This is a genomic window from Polaribacter sp. KT25b, from assembly GCF_900105145.1.
GTDB lineage: Bacteria > Bacteroidota > Bacteroidia > Flavobacteriales > Flavobacteriaceae > Polaribacter.
On record NZ_LT629752.1, the window covers coordinates 3700333 to 3724296 of the forward strand.

General features: G+C 27.3%; 24 protein-coding genes and 1 pseudogene. 14 read left to right on the forward strand and 11 right to left on the reverse strand.

Features of this window, described 5'->3' with window-relative positions; all coding sequences use genetic code 11:
• Window positions 1-70: 70 nt before the first annotated feature.
• The 5 genes from rnr (at window position 71) to BLT70_RS16085 (ending at window position 4171) form a co-directional block, all read left to right on the forward strand.
• A complete protein-coding gene (gene rnr, locus BLT70_RS16065) occupies window positions 71-2290 on the forward strand; it encodes a ribonuclease R (RefSeq protein ID WP_091896718.1) in 2220 nt (739 codons plus the stop codon).
• A 75-nt stretch (window positions 2291-2365) separates the two neighbouring features.
• Window positions 2366-2824: a hypothetical protein gene (locus BLT70_RS16070; protein WP_091896721.1), complete on the forward strand. Its 459-nt coding sequence runs from the start codon at window positions 2366-2368 to the stop codon at window positions 2822-2824.
• Window positions 2821-3144, forward strand: coding sequence for a YbjQ family protein (locus tag BLT70_RS16075; protein WP_091896724.1), 324 nt, complete (start codon window positions 2821-2823; stop codon window positions 3142-3144). The genes BLT70_RS16070 and BLT70_RS16075 overlap by 4 nt, the downstream gene beginning before the upstream one ends.
• A gap of 89 nt (window positions 3145-3233) precedes the next feature.
• Complete coding sequence (locus BLT70_RS16080) at window positions 3234-3923, forward strand: head GIN domain-containing protein (protein WP_091896726.1); 690 nt, start codon at window positions 3234-3236, stop codon at window positions 3921-3923.
• A 56-nt stretch (window positions 3924-3979) separates the two neighbouring features.
• Window positions 3980-4171, forward strand: coding sequence for a twin-arginine translocase TatA/TatE family subunit (locus BLT70_RS16085; protein WP_091896729.1), 192 nt, complete (start codon window positions 3980-3982; stop codon window positions 4169-4171).
• 196 nt (window positions 4172-4367) lie between these two features.
• Here the strand turns inward: BLT70_RS16085 and BLT70_RS17195 are convergent, their stop codons facing one another.
• From BLT70_RS17195 to BLT70_RS16110, 5 genes are all read right to left on the reverse strand, one after another.
• On the reverse strand, window positions 4368-4778 hold the full coding sequence (locus tag BLT70_RS17195) for a LytTR family DNA-binding domain-containing protein (RefSeq protein WP_157691926.1): 411 nt from the start codon (window positions 4776-4778) through the stop codon (window positions 4368-4370).
• A 499-nt stretch (window positions 4779-5277) separates the two neighbouring features.
• Window positions 5278-6201, reverse strand: coding sequence for an SPFH domain-containing protein (locus tag BLT70_RS16095; protein ID WP_091896735.1), 924 nt, complete (start codon window positions 6199-6201; stop codon window positions 5278-5280).
• A gap of 158 nt (window positions 6202-6359) precedes the next feature.
• The gene (locus BLT70_RS16100; protein WP_091896738.1) at window positions 6360-6914 is read right to left on the reverse strand and encodes a hypothetical protein; all 555 of its coding nucleotides are present in this window, start codon (window positions 6912-6914) and stop codon (window positions 6360-6362) included.
• Window positions 6915-6916: 2 nt separating this feature from the next.
• Entirely contained in the window at window positions 6917-8437 is a 1521-nt protein-coding gene (gene gltX, locus BLT70_RS16105) for a glutamate--tRNA ligase (RefSeq protein ID WP_091897790.1), read from the reverse strand.
• Window positions 8438-8658: 221 nt separating this feature from the next.
• Entirely contained in the window at window positions 8659-9510 is an 852-nt protein-coding gene (locus BLT70_RS16110) for a hypothetical protein (RefSeq protein ID WP_091896741.1), read from the reverse strand.
• A gap of 134 nt (window positions 9511-9644) precedes the next feature.
• Between BLT70_RS16110 and BLT70_RS16115 the strand changes: the two genes are divergently transcribed.
• From BLT70_RS16115 to BLT70_RS16135, 5 genes are all read left to right on the forward strand, one after another.
• Window positions 9645-13025 (forward strand): DUF4175 family protein, encoded by a 3381-nt coding sequence (locus BLT70_RS16115; protein ID WP_091896744.1) that lies wholly within the window; start codon window positions 9645-9647, stop codon window positions 13023-13025.
• A gap of 1 nt (window position 13026) precedes the next feature.
• The gene (gene ybeY, locus BLT70_RS16120; RefSeq protein ID WP_091896747.1) at window positions 13027-13440 is read left to right on the forward strand and encodes an rRNA maturation RNase YbeY; all 414 of its coding nucleotides are present in this window, start codon (window positions 13027-13029) and stop codon (window positions 13438-13440) included.
• Between the two features lie 46 nt (window positions 13441-13486).
• Window positions 13487-15364, forward strand: a complete 1878-nt coding sequence (gene mnmG / locus BLT70_RS16125; protein ID WP_091896750.1) for a tRNA uridine-5-carboxymethylaminomethyl(34) synthesis enzyme MnmG — start codon at window positions 13487-13489, stop codon at window positions 15362-15364.
• 112 nt (window positions 15365-15476) lie between these two features.
• Window positions 15477-16334: a class I SAM-dependent methyltransferase gene (locus BLT70_RS16130; RefSeq protein WP_172824430.1), complete on the forward strand. Its 858-nt coding sequence runs from the start codon at window positions 15477-15479 to the stop codon at window positions 16332-16334.
• 528 nt (window positions 16335-16862) lie between these two features.
• Window positions 16863-17543, forward strand: coding sequence for a hypothetical protein (locus BLT70_RS16135; RefSeq protein ID WP_157691927.1), 681 nt, complete (start codon window positions 16863-16865; stop codon window positions 17541-17543).
• Window positions 17544-18020: 477 nt separating this feature from the next.
• Here BLT70_RS16135 and BLT70_RS16140 read toward each other — a convergent pair whose 3' ends face one another.
• From BLT70_RS16140 to panB, 6 genes and pseudogenes are all read right to left on the reverse strand, one after another.
• The gene (locus BLT70_RS16140; RefSeq protein WP_091896755.1) at window positions 18021-18419 is read right to left on the reverse strand and encodes a DoxX family protein; all 399 of its coding nucleotides are present in this window, start codon (window positions 18417-18419) and stop codon (window positions 18021-18023) included.
• A gap of 9 nt (window positions 18420-18428) precedes the next feature.
• Window positions 18429-18704: a hypothetical protein gene (locus BLT70_RS16145; RefSeq protein ID WP_091896758.1), complete on the reverse strand. Its 276-nt coding sequence runs from the start codon at window positions 18702-18704 to the stop codon at window positions 18429-18431.
• Window positions 18705-18713: 9 nt separating this feature from the next.
• Window positions 18714-19099, reverse strand: a pseudogene (locus tag BLT70_RS16150) (VOC family protein).
• Window positions 19099-19560, reverse strand: coding sequence for a DUF1801 domain-containing protein (locus tag BLT70_RS16155; RefSeq protein ID WP_091897796.1), 462 nt, complete (start codon window positions 19558-19560; stop codon window positions 19099-19101). Before BLT70_RS16155 ends, BLT70_RS16150 begins: the two are co-directional and overlap by 1 nt.
• 34 nt (window positions 19561-19594) lie before the next feature.
• On the reverse strand, window positions 19595-20533 hold the full coding sequence (locus tag BLT70_RS16160; protein ID WP_091896761.1) for a 2-hydroxyacid dehydrogenase: 939 nt from the start codon (window positions 20531-20533) through the stop codon (window positions 19595-19597).
• Between the two features lie 272 nt (window positions 20534-20805).
• Complete coding sequence (gene panB / locus BLT70_RS16165; protein WP_091896764.1) at window positions 20806-21624, reverse strand: 3-methyl-2-oxobutanoate hydroxymethyltransferase; 819 nt, start codon at window positions 21622-21624, stop codon at window positions 20806-20808.
• A 139-nt stretch (window positions 21625-21763) separates the two neighbouring features.
• Between panB and BLT70_RS16170 the strand changes: the two genes are divergently transcribed.
• The 4 genes from BLT70_RS16170 (at window position 21764) to BLT70_RS16185 (ending at window position 23925) form a co-directional block, all read left to right on the forward strand.
• Window positions 21764-22243: a nuclear transport factor 2 family protein gene (locus BLT70_RS16170; protein WP_091896767.1), complete on the forward strand. Its 480-nt coding sequence runs from the start codon at window positions 21764-21766 to the stop codon at window positions 22241-22243.
• Between the two features lie 28 nt (window positions 22244-22271).
• Window positions 22272-22838, forward strand: coding sequence for a sigma-70 family RNA polymerase sigma factor (locus BLT70_RS16175; RefSeq protein WP_091896770.1), 567 nt, complete (start codon window positions 22272-22274; stop codon window positions 22836-22838).
• Between the two features lie 4 nt (window positions 22839-22842).
• Complete coding sequence (locus tag BLT70_RS16180; RefSeq protein WP_091896772.1) at window positions 22843-23103, forward strand: hypothetical protein; 261 nt, start codon at window positions 22843-22845, stop codon at window positions 23101-23103.
• Between the two features lie 180 nt (window positions 23104-23283).
• Window positions 23284-23925 (forward strand): O-methyltransferase, encoded by a 642-nt coding sequence (locus BLT70_RS16185; RefSeq protein ID WP_091896774.1) that lies wholly within the window; start codon window positions 23284-23286, stop codon window positions 23923-23925.
• Window positions 23926-23964: the final 39 nt, after the last annotated feature.

Genomic DNA, 23964 nt, shown 5'->3' on the forward strand with positions numbered 1-23964 from the left:
AACTATTTTTTAATAGTTAATAATGGTAAAAAATTGTAATTTGGTATCATATAACAAGAAGTAAGAATAAATGACTAGAAAGAAAAATAAAATATATAAAAAGAAAGGAAAAATTGTAAAAGATTTAACCAAAAATATATTTAGAATATTAAATGAAGACAGCGAAAAGTTTTATAATTATAAACAAATTGCTGCAAAATTAAAGATTTCTGATACTGATGGTAAAACTCAAGTTTTAAAGAAATTAGCAGAATTAACTGCTACTAAAAAAATTAAAGAAGTAGACAGAGGCAAGTTTCAAATTAATACAGATAGAAAATATTCTATTGGTACTTTAGATATTACATCTAACGGAAATGGGTATTTTATTACTGATGACTATGAAAATGATATTTTTATACCAAATATAAATCTTGGTAAAGGTTTACATCAAGATACAGTAAAAGCGTATGTATATAAAAAACGTAGTGGAAAAAAATTAGAAGCAGATGTTGTAGAAATTTTAGAACGTGCAAAAACAGAGTTTGTAGGTGTTTTACAAATGAATAAAAACTTTGGTTTTGTAGTACCAGATAGCAATAAAATGTATGCAGATATTTTTATATCTCAAAACAAATTAAATGGTGCACAAGATGGCGATAAAGTACAAGCTACAATTGTAGATTGGCCAGAAAATTCTAAAAATCCGTTTGGAAAAATTACTACAGTTTTAGGAAAACCTGGCGATCATAATACAGAAATGCATTCTATTTTATTAGAATACGATTTACCTTATGAGTTTGAACCAGAAGTAGAAAAAGAAGCAGGAAATTTACCTATAGAAATTACGAAAGCAGAAATTGCCAAACGTAGAGATATGCGTAAAGATTTAACTTTTACCATAGATCCAAAAGATGCAAAAGATTTTGATGATGCATTATCATTTACAAAATTAGAAAATGGTAATTTCGAAATAGGAATTCATATTGCAGATGTTTCGCATTATTTACAACCAAAAACTATTTTAGATGATGAAGCTTATAAACGTGCAACATCTGTTTATTTGGTTGATAGGGTAGTGCCTATGTTACCAGAAATGTTAAGTAATGGCGTTTGTTCTTTAAGACCAAATGAAGAAAAATTAACCTTTTCTGCTGTGTTTGAAATTAATAAGAAAGCACAAATTATTAATCAATGGTTTGGTAGAACTGTAACCTATTCAGATCAACGTTTTGCATATGAAGAAGCGCAATCAATCATAGAAAATTGTAAATTATCTGATGATATTAAGCCATATACAATGCCTTTAGAAACTTCTATTATTGATGAAGAATATCAAGTAGATCCAAAAATTGTAGAAGCAACTTTAAAGTTAGATGAATTAGCCAAAATTCTTCGTAAAAAAAGAATGAAAGAAGGCGCAATTTCTTTTGATAGAGTAGAAGTGAAGTTCAATTTAGATGAAAATGCAAATCCTATTGGCGTTTTCTTTAAAGAATCTCAAGATGCTAATAAATTAATTGAAGAATTTATGTTGTTAGCAAATAGAAAAGTTGCCGAATTTATAGGTTTTTCTAAAGGAAAAGCAACAAATAAAACTTTTATTTATAGAGTTCATGATGAACCAGATGTAGAAAAATTAGCTTCTCTACAAAACATTATTGGTAAATTTGGATATAAAATTAACACAGACTCTAAAGAATCAACATCAGATTCTTTAAACAAGCTTTTAAACGATGTTCATGGTAAAGCAGAATCTAATATGATAGAAACTTTAACTATTAGAACAATGTCTAAAGCGGTGTATACAACTCAGAATATTGGTCACTACGGATTGGCTTTTGATTATTATAGCCACTTTACGTCGCCAATTAGACGATATCCAGACGTAATGACGCATAGATTACTTCAGTATTATTTAGATGGCGGAGAAAGTCCAAAAGCAGATATTTATGAAGAAAAGTGTAAACATTCATCCAAAAGAGAAGAATTAGCAAGTAAAGCAGAAAGAGATTCTATTAAATACATGCAAGTTAAATATATGCAAGATCATAAAGATGAAATATTTGATGGTGTAATTACTGGAGTTACAGAATGGGGAATTTACGTAGAAATTTCATCAAATAAATGCGAAGGAATGGTTAGAATTAGAGATATAAAAAGCGATTATTATATTTTTGATGAAAAACAATACGCAATTGTTGGTCAATCTACCAAAAATATTTATCAATTAGGAAATGAAGTAAAAATTAGAGTTAAAAATACAGATTTAGAACGTAAGCATTTAGATTTTTCTCTAATAGAAGATTAATTCTTAATTTATTTCAACATCTTTTAAATAGATAATAACAAGATTGAGAAACAGAATTACATTTAACAGTTTAAAATGGTTAACTCTTTTACAGATGAATATAACAAATTGTACAAGCAATTGTATGATAATATTCCAGATGAAGAATCTTGGTTTTTTCCAGCATTAAAAGAACTTATAGAAAAATATGATAAACAAACTGCAATTATTTTTGCAACTCAACAACCTTGGCCAGAATATACATTTGAACTTTTAGTAAAAGCTGGCTTAACAGATATTGATAAAGAAATCTTAATACCATATTTAAAAACCAAAAATGAAGATAATTGCTATTGTATTGCTTTTTGCTTGGCTGCTTGTGGTTATCAAGAAGGGTTTGTAGTTTTAAAACAGTTTGCAAAACAAACCCATTTATTAAGTAAACACACACATCCTTTTGTTGATATTTTACCAGATTTAATATTTATAAAAGATGATAGAATATCAGAAATATCAATTATATGTAAAAATTATAATAAACAACATAAACCATGATTTTAACAACAACAAATAATATAGAGAATTTTAAAATAGTCGATTATTTAGGTATAGTAACTGGTACAGCTTATGATTCTAGTTATACCTCTAAAGGAAAAAAAATGTCTTTTAAAGATATGTTTAGCATGTCTAAGTATTACGAAATGTATTCTTTAGGTTTAGAAGGTATTAAAGAAAAAGCATTTCAAAATTTAAAAGATAATGCTGTTAAATTAGGCGCAAATGCTGTTGTTGGTATTCAGTTAGATGTAGAACCACTTGCAAATTCATCAACTTTATTAGTTTCTATTACAGGTACAGCAGTAAAAGTGGAATAAAATTTAATATTAGCAACAATAATTAGTAAAAAAAGTCTTTATACTGGTATACTTATTGATTTATGTATACTAATCAAATTTTTTAAATGATGAAAAAAACAATTTTTATATGTGCGTTATTAGTTAGTTTTAACTTTTTAGCACAAAGTACAGTAACTACTAATTTAGGAGATTTTACAACGTTAAAAGTGTATAACGGTATAGAAGTAGAGTTGATAAAATCTAACGAACAAAAGTTAGAAATTACTGGTAAAAAGTCTGAAATGGTAAAAGTTAAAAATGTAGATAATACATTAAAATTGTCTTTACCTTTTTCTTTAAAACCAGAAAATAATGCTGCAAATGGTCAAGTGTTAATAAAGCTTTATTATAATTCTAATATTGCTATTATTGATGCTAATGAAGGTTCAACAATTACCGGAAAAGAAATTACCCAAGATAAATTAGAAGTAAATGCACAAGAAAGAGCATTTATAAATTTAGTGGTAAACACAAAGCATTTAGATGTAAGAACTTCATCTGGTGGAATTATAAAATTATCTGGTAAAACTAAAAATCAAGATGTAAATGTAGATTTATACGGTATTTATAACGGGTTTGCTTTAAAAGCTACTGCAAACTCAACAGTTTTTTCTGGTACAGGAGCAAAAGCAGAAATCTTAGCTGGCGAAACTTTAAATGCAAAAGTAAGTTTTGGAGGTTCAATTTTTTACAAAGGAAATCCAGAAGTTGTAAAGGATAAAAAAGTTATTGGAGGAATCATTCAAAAAAGAGATTAACAAAGAGTTCTGTTATTAGCTTTTTTGTATATTTGTAATCATAAATTAAAGAAAACATGTATAGTTTTAATATATTTTTATTAGGAATGCCTAGTGGCCCTTCAATGATTTTAATTATTGTGGCAGTTTTATTACTATTTGGTGGAAAAAAAATACCAGAACTAATGAAAGGAATTGGTGGTGGCCTAAAAGAGTTTAAAAAGGCAGCAAAAGAAGAACCTGAAGAAAAAATAGAAGAAAAAAAATAATCTAAATTTATTTTAATAAAATTTAAAAGCTCAATTTGTATAAAACAGATTGAGCTTTTTTTTATGTCTTTTAAAAAAAAATATCCCCCAATATTTCAATTTAAATTAACGGATTCAAAGTTATAATATTATATTAATATTTAAAGTAAAATAGTGAAAAAGGGTTATTTTATAAGGTTTTGGGATAAATGGGAACCTATATTTTTAGTAATTTTTCTAATTCTGTTTTATTTAAACTTCTAGAAACAGGAATTTTGTTTTCAATATTTTTAGATTTTAAAAAATAACCTCTTGCATTACCTGTAATTTCATCAAAAAATAGAGAATTTATAATATAAGATTTATGACATCTAAAGATAAATGGATAGTTTTCTATCTGTTTTAAAATGTTAGATAATGTGTTTCTTAAAATTAATTCTTTTATACCTTTTGTTTTTTTTATAAAGAAACTTGCATAATTACCATCTATAGTAATGTAAATTAATTTATCAATATTTAGAGTTAAATTTTCTTTCTTATTTTCTGAAAAGATGGTTATTTCATCTTTTTTTATGCTATTAATTTTTTCTTTTTTTAGTTTTAGTAATTTATCATTTACTATCAGCATAAATAGTATTGAAATAATAAATAAAGAGGATGAGTACTTATAAAAAAGAATAAAATTAAGTTTAATTAATCCATAAAGGTCTTTATAAATACCACTAAAATACCAAAGAATATAACTATAGATTATTGTGAAAAAAAAGGTTACAATTATAAAGGAATAAATAGACCAATTTTTAAATTTTATTTTTTCTAATATAAAAAATAAGAAAAAAGGAATTAAAAAGGTTAATATACCCATTACAATAGAGTATCCTAATAAATAATCCTTTAAAACATCTAAATTAAAAGGTTTAAAAAGGTTTAGAAAAATAAATACAAATACGCCATGTAATAAACTTAAAGCTAATTTATTAGATAAATACGGTTTTATATTAAAAGGTTTTTTAAGAAAATTTAAAATAGATTTATACAATTTGTTTGAATTTAATAAGTCTAAATATAAAGCAAAAAAAAAGAAGTAATGATAATTATTACTTCTTTTAATTGTTATTAATTAAATTTTACTCTTTCTTTTTAGGTTTTTGGTTTTTCATTGCTTCACCAATTTGATTACTTGCCGTAAAACTTGCAACCATATCATTTAACATTTGGCTACCAGCTTGTGGTGAGTTTGGTAATAAAATTAAATTACTATTCGTTTCTTGTCCAATAGATTGTAAAGTATCATAATGTTGCGTTACAACGATTAATGCTGATGCTTCTTGACTATTGATACCAACTCTATTTAAAACATCTACAGACTCTTCTAAACCACGTGCAATTTCACGTCTTTGATCTGCAATACCTTGTCCTTGTAAACGCTTGCTTTCTGCTTCTGCTTTTGCACGTTCTACAATTAAAATACGTTGTGCATCTCCTTCATATTGTGCAGCAACTTTTTCTCTTTCTGCAGCATTAATTCTGTTCATTGCTATTTTTACTTGAGGATCTGGATCAATATCTGTAACTAAAGTTCTAATAATATCAAAACCATATTCCATCATTGCATCATTTAATTCTGCTTTTACAGCAATGGCAATATCATCTTTTTTAACAAAAACATCGTCTAATTTCATTTTAGGTACTTCTGCTCTTACAACATCAAAAACATAACTTGTTATTTGATCATGAGGATAATCTAACTTATAAAATGCTTCATACACTTTTTCATAAATTACTTTATATTGTACTGATACTTTTAACTTTACAAAAACATCATCTAATGTTTTTGTTTCAACAATTACATCTAATTGCTGAATTTTTAAACTTAATCTTCCGGCAACTTTTTGCATTCCTGGAATTTTTAATTGAAAACCAGATTGACGAATACTTGTAAATCTTCCAAAGGTTTCAATAATTGCTGCAGTTTGTTGTTTAACTATAAAAAATGAAGCAAATAGTAGAAGCCCGATAATAACTATAATTATAAGTGCTATTGATGGCATATATGTGTTTTTAAATGTTAATAATTGATTAATGTAAAGATACTGAATTTTAATATCACTTAATTGGACGCTTTTTATTAAGAATGTTACATTTATTATACAAGAAAACCCTGTAAAATATACTTTTACAGGGTTTTTTGTTCTTTTTTTAGATTTGATTATTCTTCTTCCTCTCCTTCTTTAGGAAAAATTTTATATAATTTTCTATTATACTTAATCCATTTTTTATATTGTTTTTCAGAAAGGATACTTTTCATTGTTGCATCCAATTTTATATCTTCTTTTTTAAGCGTATTACTTATTGGTTTTAAATTATCGTTCATAGTTTTTATAACTTCTGTACGATTAGAAAAATCACCACTTTTTGCAGAAACTTTCTGAAAATTCTCTACTGTTTCTTTCGTACTTCTAAGTAAAAAACTGTTAATTCTCGTAATATCTTTAATATCTTTGTTGTATTCTGTTAAAGCTTTAGAAAATAACTTACCTTCTTTAGATGATAATTTAATTTTAGTTTTTTTTGCAGCTTTTTCTATGTTATAAATTACAATACCTAAATATTTTTCAATTTCAAAATTTGGTTCTGGCGCTTTTTCTTGTGTTTGCATCATATCACTTTGTCGCCTTCTTTGTTGACTTCCATAACCATTACCATATTGAGCTTCTGCAGCAAAAGCAGAAAATAGAATGATTAATAAGATAAGTTTTTTCATAATTATAGGTTTTTAATTGCGTTTTCTAATCTTTTAATAGTTTCTTCTTTGCCAATCATTGCAATAATATCAAACAAATGAGGACCAGCTAATTTACCAACTAAAGCCAAACGTAAAGGTTGCATAACTTTACCAAAACCAATTTCTTTAGCGGTAATCCATTCTTTTATTTCTTTTTCTGTATTTGCTGATGAAAAATCTTCAATAGAAGAAATAACAGCAATTAATTCTGTCATTAATTCAGCAGTTCCTTCTTTCCAATTTTTCTTTGATGCTTTGGCATCAAACTCAGTTGGAGTTTCAAAAAAGAAATTTGACAAATCCCAAAAATCAGCAACAAAAATTGCTCTTTCTTTGATTGATGAAACTACTTTTTGAACAAATTCTTTATCCTTAGAAATTCCTTTTTCTGATAAAATTGGTAGATATAAATCAGTTAATTCTGCATCAGATTTAGATTGCATGTACTGTTGATTAAACCATTTTGTTTTATCCGGATTAAACTTGGCTCCAGACTTACTAACGCGTTTTAAATCAAAAGATTGTACTAATTCATCCAAAGAGAAGATTTCCTGTTCTGTTCCAGGATTCCACCCTAAGAAAGCCAACATATTTATAAAACTATCTGCAAAATAACCATCTTCCTTATATCCACGTGAAACTTCATTAGTTTCTTCGTTTGTGTACGCTAAAGGAAACACTGGGAAACCTAATTTATCGCCATCTCTTTTACTTAATTTTCCTTTTCCAACAGGTTTTAAAATCAATGGTAAATGTGCAAATTTTGGAGCATTCCAACCAAAAGCTTTGTATAATAAAACGTGTAAAGGCATAGAAGGTAACCATTCTTCACCACGAATTACGTGGCTAATTTCCATTAAATGATCATCAACAATATTCGCTAAATGATAGGTTGGCATTCCATCAGATTTAAATAAAATTTTATCATCTAATGTATTTGTATCAATTTTAATGGTTCCACGAATTTCATCTTGTAAAATCAAGGTTTCATCTTGCGGAGATTTAAAACGGATTACATAATTTTCGCCAGCATTTATTTTAGTTTGCACTTCATCAGCTGTTAAAACCAATGAATTTACTAAGCGTCCTTTTTCTCTGTTATGCCAGTTGTAAATAAAGGTTTTTCCTTCTGCTTCATGACCTTTTCTTTCTGCATCTAAAGATTCTGAAGAATCAAAAGCATAATATGCCCAACCAGAATTTATTAAGATAGTAGCATATTTTTTATATAATTCTTTACGCTCTGATTGACGATAAGGACCAAATTTTTCGTTCTTTCCTGGACCTTCATCAAACGGAATATTACACCATTCCAAAGAGTCTATAATATATTGTTCTGCATTTGCAACATAACGTGTTTGGTCTGTGTCTTCTATCCTTAAAATAAAAGTTCCGTTATATTTTTTAGCAAATAAATAATTATATAAAGCTGTTCTTACACCACCAATATGTAAAGGTCCTGTAGGACTTGGTGCAAAACGAACGCGTACATTAGATTCCATTTTTTCTTGTTTTAAAGCTGCAAATATAGTTTTTCTATAAAAATTAGTCACTAATTCACTAATTTAAGTTTTTAAAGCGAAAAGACCTCACAAGTTTTCGAAACTTGTGAGGTCTAAATTATTTTATATTAGTGATTTCGTGGTATTTTATTTGACTACAATAATTTAATCGAGAACATATAAATTAGTGATAATCCGTGAAATTAGTGTCTATTTTTAACTTAAAACTTCTTATATACACCAAAAGATAAAGCTACTTGTTTTGCAACATTATTACCAAAAAATGCTGCTGGTAAACTTGCTGTAACTCCAAAATTATCAGAAAATTCTCCAATTGCTTTTACGCCAACAACGCCATATTCTTGATCATTTACATACAAACCTGTTGCTAAATTTGAAGCTGGTAAAACAATATCGCCATTTTTAAAAGATTTTTCGATGTCTAAGAAACCGATTAACCAAATATTTTTAGAAATTTTACCTCCGTATTCTCCACCAATTTTAAAGTTAGAACTATAATTATTTGTTCTAATTTTTGTACCCATAAATGTTTGTAAATAAGACTTACTAAAACTTCTACCAGCAATAAAAAGTGGCGAAAAAGTGAAGGCATCATAACCAGTTCTTATTCCTGAATTTTCATCGAAAGAACCCGTATTTGCTTCCATAGAAAGTTGAGCAGAAAGTAACCAAGTTTTTTTGTAAAAGTTATGTTTTAATCCAATTTCGATATTTCCTAAAGAATTTTCTTTGTATGTATTATTGACTATACCAGGACAAGGAGTTGTAACACAGTTAATTGTTGATGTCCTATTAAAAGTAATCAATTTATAAGGAATATTAACTAATAAAGTTGTTTTTTCTGATAAACCATATTCACCATAAATTTGCATCGTATTATCTGATATTTCTCCAGAAATTGTATAATCTGGATCGCCAAATAATTCATTATAACTAGGAATTGTTGTAAAAGAAAGTTGTGTATAAAATTTTCCTTTTTCTTGCGTCCACGGACCTTGAGAAAATACAGAAATACTGATGAATAAAAATAATAGTTTGGTTATATTTTTCATTATAAATAATTTTTTTCGAACAAATTCGATAAGTTATAAACAGTTAGTTGTTTCAGTTTTAATTTACTTACAAATCTATTTAACATATTTTTGATTGCAAATTACCGCGAAAACAGTATTTTTATTAGTTAATTATGGATGGATACACTAAAATAACGCAAAAGTTACATCAATTTACGCGCAAATATTATACAAATGAATTGATAAAAGGAACCATTTTATTTCTTTCATTAGGATTTTTGTATCTTTTTTTTACGTTATTTTTAGAATATTTTTTGTGGTTAAAGCCAACTGCAAGAACCATTTTATTTTGGGTGTTTATACTTGTGGAATTATTTTTATTAATTCGATTTATTGTAATTCCTGTTTTTAAATTAATTGGTTTACGAAAAGGAATATCTTTACAAGATTCTTCAAAAATTATTGGAAATCATTTTCCTGAAGTGCAAGACAAATTACTAAACATTTTGCAACTTAAAGAAAGTTCAAATTACTCTGATTTAATTTTGGCAGGCATCAATCAAAAGTCAGAAGAAATTGCACCAATTCCCTTTTTAAAAGCCATTGATTTTACACAAAATAAAAAGTATTTAAAATATGCAATTGTGCCTTTTTTAATTTTTATAATTAGTTTTTTTACGGGAAATAAAAATGCGTTAACTCAAAGTTTAGAACGCGTTGTGCATTATAGAACTTCCTACAATCCACCAGCTCCTTTTTTGTTTTCTTTATTAAATACTGATTTAAATGTCATCCAGGGAAAACCATTTTCGATTTCGGTAAAAACAATTGGAAAAGTTGTACCTAGTGAAGCAAAAATCATTTTTAATAATCAACAATATTATCTAAATAATACTGGAAATAATACTTTTTCATATACGTTTTCTGATGTACAAGAACCAATTAATTTTTATGTGGAAGCAAATGGAATTCAATCCCAAGATTATCAGCTAAAAGTAATTGGTACGCCAACAATAAATTCTATTTCTTTAGAATTAAAATATCCTAATTATTTAGGTAGGAGGAATGAAACGATTCAGAATTCTGGAAATTTAATTGTTCCGGAAGGAACAAATATTACTTGGAACGTAAAAACTGCTCAAACAGATTCTGTGGCTTTTATCAGCAATCAAAAAAGAGAACCTTTTAAAAGTTTGTCTAAAAATAATTATGAATTATCAAAAAGGATTCAGAATGCTTTTAGTTATCAAATTTCATCATCCAACAAAAATTTAAAAGATTTTGAGAATTTACAGTTTTCTGTGGATGTTGTAAAAGATGAACATCCTATGATTTCTGTAACTTCAAATATTGATAGTATTTCTAGAGGAGTTGCACAATTTGCTGGTCAGATTTCTGATGATTATGGATTAAAGAAATTGCAATTTGTGTATTATGATGAACAAAATTCAAATAATTTACAAAAGTTTGATTTACAGATAAATAAAGAGAATATTCAAACATTTTTTTATCAATTTCCTGATGGATTAAATTTAAAAACAGGAATCAATTACGAAATGTATTTTCAAGTATTTGATAATGATGCTGTTAATGGGAATAAAAGGGCAAAAAGCACTATTTTTAAGTATAGACAAAAAACAGAAGAGGAAGTAGAGGAGGATTTGTTGCAAGAACAAAAACAAACGATTAATAATTTAGAAAATTCTATTCAAAAGCAGAAAAAGCAACAAGAACAATTAGAAACTATTCAGCAAGATTTACAGAATAAAAAAGATATTAATTGGAATGATAAAAAGAAAGTTGATAATTTTATAAAACGTCAAGAGCAATATAAGCAAATGATGGAACGTCAAACCGATCAATTGCAAGAAAATTTAGACGAGAAAAAAGAAGATACTGAAAGTCTTCAAGAAAAAAAAGAGGATTTAAAACAACGAATTGAAGAATTAAAAAAACTGGATAAGCAACAAAAGTTGTTAGATGAAATTCAGAAAATGTCTGAGAAATTAAACAAAGAAGATCTCTTAAAAAAGGCGAAAGAATTAGCACAACAAAATAAACAAGAACAACGTAGTTTAGAAAAAATTCTTGAAATGGTAAAGCGTTTTTATGTTGAACAAAAAACCATGCAAATCGCAAACAAGATTGAAGAATTATCTAAAAAGCAAGATGAATTAGAAAAAAATTCTGATGATACTTTAGAAGATCAAAAGGAAATTAAAAAAGAATTTGAAGAAATTAAGAAGGAATTAGAGGAGCTTGATAAGGATAATGAAAAGTTGAAAAAACCGATGGAGTTGCCAGATGTTGAAGATGAAAAAATTGACATTGATAAAGAACTTGATAAATCCGAAGAAAATTTAAAAGAGAATAAAACACAGGAAGCTAATAAAAGGCAGAAGCAATCATCTAAAAAAATGAAAGAGATGAGCGCTAAAATGCAACAACAAATGATGGAAATGGAAGGAGAATCTATAGAGGAAAACATGGAAGATTTAAGAAAGATTCTCGAAAATTTAGTTATTTTTTCTTTTCAGCAAGAACAGTTAATGAATAAATTTTCTGAGACTTCTACAACGCATCCTGATTTTGGAAAAGACTTAAAAAAGCAACATGAAATTAAAAAATATTTTGAACATATAGACGATAGTTTGTATGTGCTTTCTATGCGTCTTCCAAAAATATCTACTAAAATTCAAGATGATTTATCTGCTGTACATTATAATTTAGATCAATCTTTAGAGAATTTTTCTGAAAATTATTTTCCTGAAGGAATTTCAAATCAACGATATGTGATGACTTCGAGCAATAATTTAGCAGATTATTTAAGTAATATGTTAAATAGTATGAAAGAAAACATGTCTATGAAAATGGGTAAAGGAAAGAAAGGAAAAGGACAAGGTTTTAGTTTGCCAGATTTGATAAAGAAACAAAAAGGTTTATCAGAAAAGATGAAAGATGGAATGAAAAATGGAAAAAAAAAGGGTGAAGGAAAAGATGGTGATAAACCTGATAAAAATGGAAAGCCAGGTAAAAAAGGAGAAAACGGAGAGAAAGGTGAAGATGGTAAATCAGGAAAAAATGGTAACAAACAAGGTGAGGGTGAAGGTAATTCTAATGATGATTTAGATGGTGAACTTTATGAAATTTACAAACAACAATCGCAATTAAGACAAGAATTACAAGATGCAATTAAGGAAGGCGAAAACGGTAAACCTGGTGGAAGTTCCGGTGCAAGAAAAGCTTTAAAAACAATGGAGCAATTAGAAAATGAAATTCTAGAAAAAGGTTTTAATCGTGGTACACTTCAAAAAATGCAAAATTTAAATTATGAATTATTAAAATTAGATAAAGCAGCTTTAGAACAAGGAGAGGATAAAAAGCGTAAATCAGCATCTAATAAAAAGGAAAATCAAAAGAATAATTTAAAGCAATTGGAGTTTAAAAAGCAGTTTTATAATCAAACTGAAATATTAAATAGACAATCATTACCTTTGCAGCAAAATTATAAAATTAAAGTTAGAGATTATTTTTCTGACATCAAGAAAGAGTAATATGGTAGAGTTTAATTACGTAACAACTTTTCAATTAGATGATGAAAATCGCCTTGAGAATTGGATAGAAAAAGTTGCTTCAAATCAAGGTTTTGAAGTTGGTGAAATCAATTATATTTTTTGCGATGATGAGTATCTTCATAAATTAAATGTAGAGTTTTTACAACACGATACTTTAACTGATGTTATTAGTTTTGATAATACTTTAGGGAAGTTAATTAATGGAGATATTTATATTTCTGTTGAAAGAGTTACAGAAAATGCAAAAGAATATAATGATTCTTTTGATGATGAATTACATCGAGTAATGATTCATGGTGTTTTGCATTACATGGGTTTTAAAGATAAAGATGAAGTGGATATAAAGCAAATGAGAAATGCTGAAAACACTGCTTTATTACTGTTAAATAATTGATATTCAAATTAATAAAAAATAAGGTTTCACGTGGAACTATAAGATAATGAGTTTATTTTCAACAACATATGATGTAATTGTAGTAGGTGGAGGTCATGCAGGAAGTGAAGCTGCTGCTGCTGCTGCAAACATGGGTGCGCATACTTTATTAATTACAATGAATTTGCAAAATATTGCGCAAATGAGTTGTAATCCTGCAATGGGAGGAATTGCAAAAGGGCAAATTGTAAGAGAGATTGATGCTTTGGGTGGTTACAGTGGAATTGTTACTGATAAAACTGCCATTCAGTTTAAAATGCTAAACAAATCTAAAGGACCTGCAATGTGGAGTCCAAGAGCACAATCAGATAGAATGATGTTTGCAGAATGCTGGAGAACGATGTTAGAGCAAACAGAAAATTTAGACTTTTATCAAGATTCTGTCAACGGATTATTGTTTGATGGTGATAAAATTGTGGGTGTAAAAACTGCTTTGGGTTTAGAAATAAAAGCTAAAACGGTAGTTATAACTGCAGGTACTTTTTTAAATGGATTGATTCATATTGGTGATAAAACATTTGGAGGAGGAAGAGCAGGAGAAAGTGCATCAACAGGAATTACAGAAGATTTAGTTTCAAAAGGTTTCGAATCTGGAAGAATGAAAACAGGAACTCCGCCAAGAGTTGATGGTCGTTCTTTAGATTATTCTAAAATGTTAGAACAACCTGGAGACGAAAATCCAGAGAAATTTTCTTATTTACCAAGTACAAAATCTTTGGTAAAACAACGTTCATGTTATTTAACGTATACAAACCCTAAAGTACATGAATTGTTACGAGAAGGGTTTGATAGATCGCCAATGTTTAATGGTAGAATTAAATCTACCGGACCAAGATATTGTCCTTCTGTAGAAGATAAAGTAAATCGTTTTGCTACAAAAGAAAGACATCAAATTTTTGTAGAACCAGAAGGTTGGACAACAGTAGAAATGTATGTAAATGGATTTTCAACATCTCTTCCGGAAGATATTCAAGACAAAGCAATAAGAGCTATTGAAGGTTTTGAAAACGTAAAGTTTTTTAGATATGGATATGCAATAGAATATGATTATTTTCCGCCAACACAATTAACACATTCTTTAGAAACAAAGTTGGTAGAGAATTTATTTTTCGCAGGTCAAATTAACGGAACAACAGGTTACGAAGAGGCAGCTTCTCAAGGATTAATGGCAGGTGTAAATGCTGCTTTAAAAGTACATGGAAAAGCTCCATTTATCTTAAAAAGAAATGAAGCTTATATTGGTGTTTTGGTTGATGATTTAATTACAAAAGGTACAGAAGAACCTTATAGAATGTTTACATCAAGAGCAGAATATAGAACTTTATTAAGACAAGATAATGCAGATTTAAGATTAACTCCGTTAGCTTTTGAACTTGGTTTAGCTTCGAAAGAAAGAATGGATAGGGTTTTAGAAAAGCAAAGAAAAACAGATTTGTTAATTAAATTTTTAGCAGAAACGAGTGTAACAGAAGCAGAGATAAATCCTATTTTAGAAGCGAAGAATTTAGATTTGATTAATCAATCTTTGAAGCTTTTTAAAGTTGCAGCAAGACCACAATTAGATTTTTCAGACTTTAAAGATTTAGAGAAATTGAAGATTTTTATTGCTGATAATAATATTGATTGGGAGATTATTGAGCAAGTTGAAATTCATTTAAAATATTCTGGTTATATAGAAAAAGAAAGGAATAATGCTGATAAACTGAATAGGTTAGAAAACGTAACAATTCCTTCTAATTTTAATTATCAGAAATTACAATCTATTTCTTTTGAAGCGAGAGAAAAATTAACTAAAATTCAGCCAACTTCAATATCACAAGCAAGTAGAATTAGTGGAGTATCACCTAGCGATATTTCTGTTTTGTTAGTTTATATGGGAAGATAAAACGCACTATTTTTTACAATGTTCCACGAGGAACAATTTATAAATAAATTATAATTTCAAGAATTTTTGATCCTGCTTCGGCAGGATTTTAAAAATAAAAGTACTACTGTAAATGAATTCAAAGATTGATTTTTATCAAAATTTACAACCTTTTTTAAACTGTAAAGATTACACTGTTTCGGGAGAAGTTTATCAAGTTATGATACATAAAGAATATGATATGTTGGTTACAAATCCTGTTCCTAAAAACTTGGCAGATTATTATAAAAGTGAAAACTATATTTCGCATACAGATTCTAAAAAATCATTGTTAGATAAAGTATATCAAGTTGTAAAAAACATCACTTTAAAAAGAAAATTAAAACTGATTGATTCTTTTAAAACTAGTTCAAAAAACATTTTAGATGTTGGAGCAGGAACAGGAGATTTTTTAAAAGTTTGTCAAAATAATTCTTGGAAAGTTTTAGGAGTTGAACCTAGTTTAGATGCAAGAAATATTGCCGCTAAAAAAGGAATTATTTTACAAGAAGATTTATCAGAAATAAAAAATATACAATTTGATGTCATTACACTTTGGCATGTTTTAGAACATGTAGAAAATTTATCAATATATATTTCTACACTAAATAAGTTGCTTACAGAAAACGGAAAATTAATAATTGCAGTTCCTAATTTTAAAAGTTACGATGCAAATTATTACAAGGAGTTTTGGGCGGCTTTTGATGTTCCAAGACATTTGTGGCATTTCTCTCAAACATCAATTTCTAAATTATTTTCTTCAGAAAATATGATTGTCGAAAAAACAATTCCAATGAAATTTGATGCGTATTATGTTTCTCTTTTAAGTGAGAAATATAAATCAGGAAAAATGAATCCTATAAAATCTTTTTATAGAGGTTTTGTTTCAAACTTAAAAGCAACTAGCACAAAAGAGTATTCATCTTTAATTTACGTGCTTAAAAAGAGTTAAAAACGATTTTAAAAACGAATAATCTAACGATTGTAAGTAAAACATATAAACACTTTGCGGAAATTTTATAAGCCTTTAAAACGTCGTTTTAGAGGTTCTTTTTTATCAATAAAACTAATAATTCACTTTTTTAAAATAAGCTTTTCTGATAAAGGGATTTTCTGAGTTTTAAATTTGAATATGATTTTTTCTTAGACCTAACTTTAAGTTTAGAATAATAAGAATATTTAAAGATGCTTTTTATAAAAGGATTTTTTAAAACCACCTTGTAGGTTTTAGTTAATTTTAATGTTATTGATGTTCTACTTTTTTCTGATTATAAAATCAATTAATATTATATCGATAGATGAACCTTAAATTTATTTAAGATTGTAATTTGTAAATGTGATTATTTCTCAAACTAAATAGGAGGCAGAAAATATTTTGAAAATTGGTTTCATTTATTTATAATTACTTTAGAGAACAAATTAAATCTGAATATTTTATTTACGATAAATAGAATTTTTCTAATGGAAAGTTGGCACAATTATGAAAACACGAATTTTTACGATACTATTTTTAGTTCTTTGTGTTTTGGGATTTTCTCAAAATAATGAATCTAATTATCCGAATTTTATAGGACTAAATATAGAATCGGTTAAAAATAATTTAGATTGGGAAATTTTACAAAATGCAACTGGAGATTTAAATAAAGACGGATTTGAAGATTATTCTCTAATCATAGAATCAAAAGATAGTGTCCTTGAAAAAAGATGTTCTGATTGTTTTTTATTAAAAAATAAAGCGAGAATTTTACTCGTTTTTCTTAATAAAGATGGAGAAAAAAAGGTAACAATTCAGAATAATAGATTTATTGCTAGAGGAGATGAAGGTGGAATGGCAAATTATATTGAGCCTGAATTATCAATTGAAAATCAATTGTTGACGATTTATTATCAATTTACTCGTTCAAACCAATCTTATACTTTTGGATTTAGAAATGATCAAATGGAAATTGTTCGTGCAGAAAGCAATGGTGTAGAATCTTGGAGTGGTAATTTTGAAAGTGACAAATATGACTTTATTAAAAACGTTATAACATCAGAAATTGGAAATATTTCACAGGACAAAGTAAAAACTGAAATTATAAAAATCAATAGTAAACCAAAAACACTTTCCGAATTTGGTGAAATGTACGATTGGGAAATAGCAGAAAATAAATATTTATAAAAGTTACTTACTAACATTTCATATAAATATTCGTTGCATTTATTTTTGAAGTAGCTCTTTTTTCATCAGAAAGTTATTTAAAAGCCAAAACAAATAATTTCAATATTCCTTAAAATTACTTTTTTTGAAATCGTAAAGAAGTAAACCAGTATAATAAGAACTTTCATTTTTTTCTATTAGAAATGAGTTCTTTCCAAAAGTAGCATTTCCAAACTCATTTATTTTTTTATAAAAATGAATCTAATAATTTTTTTAATGAGTTTTTACATCAATATAAGAGAAAATAGGAGAGAAGTATATTTTACTTTGATTTGAAGCTCTAAAAAAGAGTAAAAATCGATTTTAAAAATGATTTTTTTGTTTTTTTTTGGAAAAACATACAAATACCTTAAAGAAAATTAAAAACACCTTAAAACGCGAATTTTAAGGAGTTTTTTTATAAGTTTTACTTATAATTATTTAATATTTGTATAAATTTTAACTATTTAATAAAACCACACCAAAAACTGTGAGTATAAAATAGACTGTTAAGCTCATTGCTCCTGGATAATCTTTTGCCAAACGTTGACCAATTAACATAAAAATTAAAACGACAGCAGAAAGCTCTAAACCTAATAATGCAAATTCTTTTATTTCTGAAGTATATATTTGATAAACGCCAATGATCATAAAAATAGTGGCAATAAATTCTAAGAATACAAGAATGCTTACTAAAAAGGGAACACTATTTTTTAATGGAGAATTTTTAAAATGTTCTTTTATAAAAGTCACTGTTCCTTTCCAATCCGAAATTTTTTCAACAACAGATATTAAAAAAGTAATCACTAAAAAAAGTAGAATTAAAATTTCTGCTGGATAATTAGAAAGTAGTTTCATTATTCGTTTTTATTTTCTAAATAATTTTTGAAAAAGAACTTTAGATTTTTTAGATATTTCTATCAATTCGTCTTTTGCTTCATCCGCAAAAACCTGTAATTGTTCAGATGCTTCTTTAGCTAGTTTTGCAGTTTTTACAGTACTGTTTTTTACGTTTTCTTCGGTTAAAGATTCATTTAATTTATTCTTTAAAACGTCATAAACTATTTTAGTGTCGGTAACAAATTCAGTAGTTTTTTCTTTTGCAGTTTCACTTAAATCTTTAATTTTTTTACTTTCTGACATATTTATTTTTTATAAAAAAGCTTCGTCAATTGGTTCCCAAAGTTCAATTTTGTTGCCTTCGTTATCTAAAATCCAACCAAATTTTCCGTAATCAAATTCTTGCATTTCACCTACAATGGTTACGCCCTCTTTTTTTAATTCAACTAATAATTCAACTAAATTTTCGACTCTATAATTAAACATAAAGTCTTTTTTGAAGGCTCAAAATAAGTTGTTTTTTCGGCAAAAGGACTCCATTGTGTTGAGCAATCTTTGCCTTTTTTATCTTTCCACCAAAAGGTAGAACCATAATCATCAGTGTTAAAACCTAAGTGTTTTTTGTACCAATCTTTTGATGCTTTTGGATCGTCGCTTTTAAAAAACAAACCACCAATTCCTGTAACTCTTTTTTTCATTATTTATTTTTTTTAATTGCAGATTCATAAATAGTAACCCACTTATTAACACTTATTTTACTTGCTAATTCACCAATTAAATCAAACGGAATTTCATCCATTTTTTTAAATCGGATACAACTTTTACCCATATCTAATTTGCGTTTACAATGCTTTGGATATTCAGAAACAAACCAATCTAAGAGTTCTTTATCTGCGTAAATACCCATGTGATATAAGTTTACAGAGTTCTTTTGTGATGCAATATTTATAAATGGCAAAGGCAATTTTGGGTTGCAATGATAGCCTTCTGGATATTTTGAATGCGGAACATAATAGCCCAACATTTTGTAATTAACGCCTTCTTCAAAACCTTTTGGTAGGTTTTTTTTGATGATTTTTCGTAGTTTTTCAATAACTATTTTTCGGTCATCAGGTAATTGAGCAATGTATTCTTCAGGTGTGTTTGCTTCGTAAGTCATCTTGTTTTTTGTTTGATGATTTAAAGCTAACAAGTTAATAAAATTTTGCTTTAATTTTATCTACAATTGTTTGCGCTAGTTTTTCTTTGCTTTCAAAAGTCCAACCTGCAACATGCGGACTTAATAAAACATTCTCTGAATTGATTAAATATTGAAAAGCTACAGGCATTTTATCATCAGAAAAAAGATTTTCGAAAGATGATTTTTCGTATTCTAAAACATCTAAACCAGCACCTAAAATTTTACCAGATTTTAAACTAGTAACTAAATCTTTTGTAACTACAGCTGTTCCACGTGCAGTATTTATCAGCCAAAAATTCTTTTTAAAACTGTTGATAAAATCAATATTTACCATGTTTTTAGAAAGCTCATTTTGTGGTGTATGTAAACTTAATACATCTGCTTTTTGTTGAAATTCTGCTAAAGAAACTTGTTTGCAATTTTCATCAGCAACACCAGGTTTTATATCATAGCAAATTACATCAACATCAAAACCACGCAATTTTTTTGCAAATGATTTTCCCATATTTCCATAACCAATTAATCCAACAGTTCTTCCGTCAAGTTCAATTCCTCGGTTTTCTTCACGTAACCAAATACCATTTCTTACTTCTTTATCGGCTTTATTTAGCTTGTTAAAGAGCGATAATAACATTGCTAAAGAATGTTCACCAACTGCATTTCTATTGCCTTCTGGCGCTGCAATTAGGGCAATATTTTTTGATGTTGCATACCCACAATCTATATTTTCTAAACCTGCACCAACTCTTCCAATAAATTTTAGATTTGTGGCTTTGTCTAAAAAAGCTTTGTCAATTGAAAAACGACTTCTGATGATAAAACCATCATACAAATGAATTTTAGCTTCAATTTCTTGTTTTGAAGAAGTGTAATCTACATCGTTTGTAAAACCTAAATCATTTAGTTGATTTATTAATAAAGGATGATTTGAGTCTAGGTGTAGTATTTTCATAAATAGATTTATAGATTTTTTGGATATTTAGATAAAAAAATTCTAGGATTGTTAGATGTTTTGCGTAGAATAAAATTAAACCGAATTATTAAACAGAATAATTTGGTTTAATTAAATTTATTTATAGAATAATCTACTTAATTGCTACAATTTTAATTCTTTATAATCTATGCATGTTTTTGATTTTTAACTATGTAAATCATCAAATAAATTATAAATACTAAAATTCAATTATCAAAAAATCTAATAATCTAACAGATTAACAATCTAAATTAATATTGCTCATCATCACTAGGAAAATCTTTACTTTTAACATCGGTAACATATTGCTGGAATGCGCCAGTCATTTCTGTATATAAATCTGAATATCTACGTAAAAAACGTGGGTTGAATTCATGTGTCATTCCTAACATATCGTGTGTAACTAAAACTTGACCATCAACACCATTTCCAGCACCAATTCCAATAACAGGAATCGATATTGATTCTGCAACTTTTTTTGCTAAATGAGCTGGTACTTTCTCTAAAACTATTGCAAAACACCCAAGGCGTTCTAATAGAAAAGCATCGTCCATTAATTTCTCTGCTTCTTCTTCTTCTTTTGCTCTAACAGTATAAGTACCAAACTTATAAATAGATTGTGGTGTTAAACCTAAATGACCCATTACAGGAATTCCAGCATTTAAAATACGTTTTATAGATTCTTTTACCTCTCTACCACCTTCTAATTTTATAGAATGTCCGCCACTTTCTTTCATAATTCTAATTGCAGAACGTAAAGCTTCCTTAGGATCTGATTGATAACTACCAAAAGGTAAATCTACAACAACTAAACAACGCTCAATACCTCTAACAACAGAGCTAGCGTGATAAATCATTTGATCTAAAGTAATTGGTAAAGTAGTTTCATGACCTGCCATAACATTTGATGCAGAATCGCCAACTAAAAGTACATCTAAACCAGCACCATCTAATATTTTTGCCATCGTATAATCGTAAGCAGTTAACATAGAGATTTTCTCTCCATTTGCTTTCATTTCTACCAAAGATTTTACGGTAATTCTTTTGTACTGTTTTTTTGCTACAGACATTTTTTTTAAATTTTTAGAATTCTGTAAAAATAAGAAATATCAAGAGATATTTAACTAGTTAATATTAGGTTAAAATAAAATCTTTAAGAATATAGAACCAAAAATTTAAGTAGTTTTATGGCTTAAAAACCAACATATTATGCTTAAAATTATACTTGCAATTATAGCTTTTGTATTGTCTTTTACTTTGGTAGCTCAAAATAAATCAGAAGAAAAAGCTATAAAAAATGTAATTGAAACCTTTTTTGATGGATTGCATAATGGAGATAGTACACTTATAAAAACCACATTGCATAATGATATTAAAATTCAAACTACTTATACAAACGATAAAAATCAAAATATCTTAAAACTAGAAACTAAAAAAGCTTTGTTAACTAATATTGCTAATAAAAAGCCAGAAACTATTTATCAAGAAAAATTACTTTCTTTTGATATTAAAATTGATGGAAATTTAGCTTCAGTTTGGACGCCTTATGAGTTTTATTTAAATGAAAAATTTAGTCATTGTGGCGCTAATTCTTTTCAGTTATTTAATAATAATGGCAACTGGGAAATTATTTATTTAGTTGATATGAGAAGAAGAGAAAACTGCAAAGCAGTAAATGAAGAAAAATAGCGTTATATTTGATTTTTTAAGTTAAAGAATGATTAAAGAGATAAGCACTTTAAACCCAAATAAATGGATTGATAATTATGCAGATTATCTGTTTAATTATGCTGTTGTGCGTGTAAATGATAGTGATTTAGCAAAAGATTTAGTGCAAGAAACTTTTTTTGCAGGACTAAAATCTGCCAAAAATTTTCAAGGAAAATCTACAGAAAGAACCTGGTTAGTTTCTATTTTAAAAAGAAAAGTAATAGATTATTATAGAAAAATAAATTCTAAAAAAGGAAAAGCCGAAGTTAGAATGAATTTTTATGAAGATGGCGAAAATGAAGGAAATTGGCTTGAAGAAAGAGTACCACAAAGTTGGGATAATGCATCAGAAAAAGACATCGAAAACGAAGAATTAAAAACGCAATTAGATCGTTGTATAGATAAATTACCAGAAAAATATGCTATGGTTTTTAGAATGAAAACTATTCAAGAATTTGAAACTGAAGAAATTTGTAAGGAGCTAGACATAACTGCGTCAAACTTATGGGTTATCATTCATAGAGCAAGAACACAGCTTAGAAAATGTATGGAAGATAATTGGTTTAATAATTAGTATCATGTTTAAGAAATTTTTAATCAATTGTGATCAAGCTACTACTATATGTGATAAAAATCAATATGGAGAAGCAACTATTGCAGATAAAGTAAAATTAGGAATTCATTTTTTAAGATGTAAAATATGTTCTGTATATTCAAAACAAAATGTATTTTTGTCTTTAATGTATAAAGACCATGCAAAAAGTTGCAAAAAAATGAAACATTGTTTAAGTGATGAAGATAAAGCTGAACTTAAAAAAAATATAGAATCTAAAATTTAATTTGTTTTTTCGGTTTTTTCAAAACCGTGATTTTTGATTTTTTGTTAGATTGAAACGGAATTTATAGAAATATAGATTCCGTTTTTTTGTACTTTTGGTTTTGGTAATCTATCAAAAAATGAAGTGATATTTTTATGTTAAAACCAAATTTTTTTTTACTCAATTATTAAAATTATTAAAATGCATTTTTTACCAGAAAAAATAGACGATTACGTAGTAAATCATTCGCAACAAGAACCAAAAATTTTACAAGAATTAAGTAAAGAAACTTGGCAAAAAGTATTAAATCCTAGAATGTTAAGCGGTGCTTTTCAAGGTAGAGTTTTATCTATGATTTCTAAATTGATAAAACCTACATCTATTTTAGAAATAGGTACTTATACAGGCTATTCTGCCTTGTGTTTAGCAGAAGGAATGTCATCCGAAGGACAAATTATAACGATTGATAAAAACGAGGAATTAGAAACCTTACAAAACAAATATTTTGAAAAATCTGGTTACAGAAATAAAATTAAACAAAAGGTTGGTAATGCTATAGAAATTATTCCAAACATTGATGAAAAATTTGACTTAGTTTTTATTGATGCAGATAAAAGAAACTACGTAAATTATTTTCATTTAATTATTGATAAAATGAATTCTGGCGGAATTATTTTGTCTGATAATGTACTTTGGAGCGGTAAAATTGTAGAAGAATTAAACCCAAAAGATGTAGACACAAAAGTACTTTTAGCGTATAATAAATTATTAAATTCTGATGAAAGAATAGAAACTGTTTTGTTACCAATAAGAGATGGTTTAACAATAAGTAGAGTAAAATAATTGTACAGAAAGCTAATTTTTATTTTACTTTTTAATAAA

What these genes read in the sequence shown, in the direction of transcription:
- rnr (WP_091896718.1), top strand. Translation starts at nt 71, where the DNA reads ATGACTAGAAAGAAAAATAAAATATATAAAAAGAAAGGAAAAATTGTA.
- BLT70_RS16115 (WP_091896744.1), top strand. Translation starts at nt 9,645, where the DNA reads ATGGATGGATACACTAAAATAACGCAAAAGTTACATCAATTTACGCGC.
- BLT70_RS16175 (WP_091896770.1), top strand. Translation starts at nt 22,272, where the DNA reads ATGATTAAAGAGATAAGCACTTTAAACCCAAATAAATGGATTGATAAT.
- BLT70_RS16155 (WP_091897796.1), bottom strand. Translation starts at nt 19,560, where the DNA reads ATGACTTACGAAGCAAACACACCTGAAGAATACATTGCTCAATTACCT.
- BLT70_RS16095 (WP_091896735.1), bottom strand. Translation starts at nt 6,201, where the DNA reads ATGCCATCAATAGCACTTATAATTATAGTTATTATCGGGCTTCTACTA.
- BLT70_RS16080 (WP_091896726.1), top strand. Translation starts at nt 3,234, where the DNA reads ATGAAAAAAACAATTTTTATATGTGCGTTATTAGTTAGTTTTAACTTT.
- BLT70_RS16130 (WP_172824430.1), top strand. Translation starts at nt 15,477, where the DNA reads ATGAATTCAAAGATTGATTTTTATCAAAATTTACAACCTTTTTTAAAC.
- BLT70_RS16110 (WP_091896741.1), bottom strand. Translation starts at nt 9,510, where the DNA reads ATGAAAAATATAACCAAACTATTATTTTTATTCATCAGTATTTCTGTA.
- panB (WP_091896764.1), bottom strand. Translation starts at nt 21,624, where the DNA reads ATGTCTGTAGCAAAAAAACAGTACAAAAGAATTACCGTAAAATCTTTG.
- BLT70_RS16070 (WP_091896721.1), top strand. Translation starts at nt 2,366, where the DNA reads ATGGTTAACTCTTTTACAGATGAATATAACAAATTGTACAAGCAATTG.
- BLT70_RS16100 (WP_091896738.1), bottom strand. Translation starts at nt 6,914, where the DNA reads ATGAAAAAACTTATCTTATTAATCATTCTATTTTCTGCTTTTGCTGCA.
- BLT70_RS16170 (WP_091896767.1), top strand. Translation starts at nt 21,764, where the DNA reads ATGCTTAAAATTATACTTGCAATTATAGCTTTTGTATTGTCTTTTACT.
- BLT70_RS16185 (WP_091896774.1), top strand. Translation starts at nt 23,284, where the DNA reads ATGCATTTTTTACCAGAAAAAATAGACGATTACGTAGTAAATCATTCG.
- BLT70_RS16180 (WP_091896772.1), top strand. Translation starts at nt 22,843, where the DNA reads ATGTTTAAGAAATTTTTAATCAATTGTGATCAAGCTACTACTATATGT.
- BLT70_RS16135 (WP_157691927.1), top strand. Translation starts at nt 16,863, where the DNA reads ATGAAAACACGAATTTTTACGATACTATTTTTAGTTCTTTGTGTTTTG.
- BLT70_RS16160 (WP_091896761.1), bottom strand. Translation starts at nt 20,533, where the DNA reads ATGAAAATACTACACCTAGACTCAAATCATCCTTTATTAATAAATCAA.
- BLT70_RS16085 (WP_091896729.1), top strand. Translation starts at nt 3,980, where the DNA reads ATGTATAGTTTTAATATATTTTTATTAGGAATGCCTAGTGGCCCTTCA.
- BLT70_RS16145 (WP_091896758.1), bottom strand. Translation starts at nt 18,704, where the DNA reads ATGTCAGAAAGTAAAAAAATTAAAGATTTAAGTGAAACTGCAAAAGAA.
- BLT70_RS16140 (WP_091896755.1), bottom strand. Translation starts at nt 18,419, where the DNA reads ATGAAACTACTTTCTAATTATCCAGCAGAAATTTTAATTCTACTTTTT.
- ybeY (WP_091896747.1), top strand. Translation starts at nt 13,027, where the DNA reads ATGGTAGAGTTTAATTACGTAACAACTTTTCAATTAGATGATGAAAAT.
- mnmG (WP_091896750.1), top strand. Translation starts at nt 13,487, where the DNA reads ATGAGTTTATTTTCAACAACATATGATGTAATTGTAGTAGGTGGAGGT.
- BLT70_RS17195 (WP_157691926.1), bottom strand. Translation starts at nt 4,778, where the DNA reads ATGCTGATAGTAAATGATAAATTACTAAAACTAAAAAAAGAAAAAATT.
- gltX (WP_091897790.1), bottom strand. Translation starts at nt 8,437, where the DNA reads ATGGAATCTAATGTACGCGTTCGTTTTGCACCAAGTCCTACAGGACCT.
- BLT70_RS16075 (WP_091896724.1), top strand. Translation starts at nt 2,821, where the DNA reads ATGATTTTAACAACAACAAATAATATAGAGAATTTTAAAATAGTCGAT.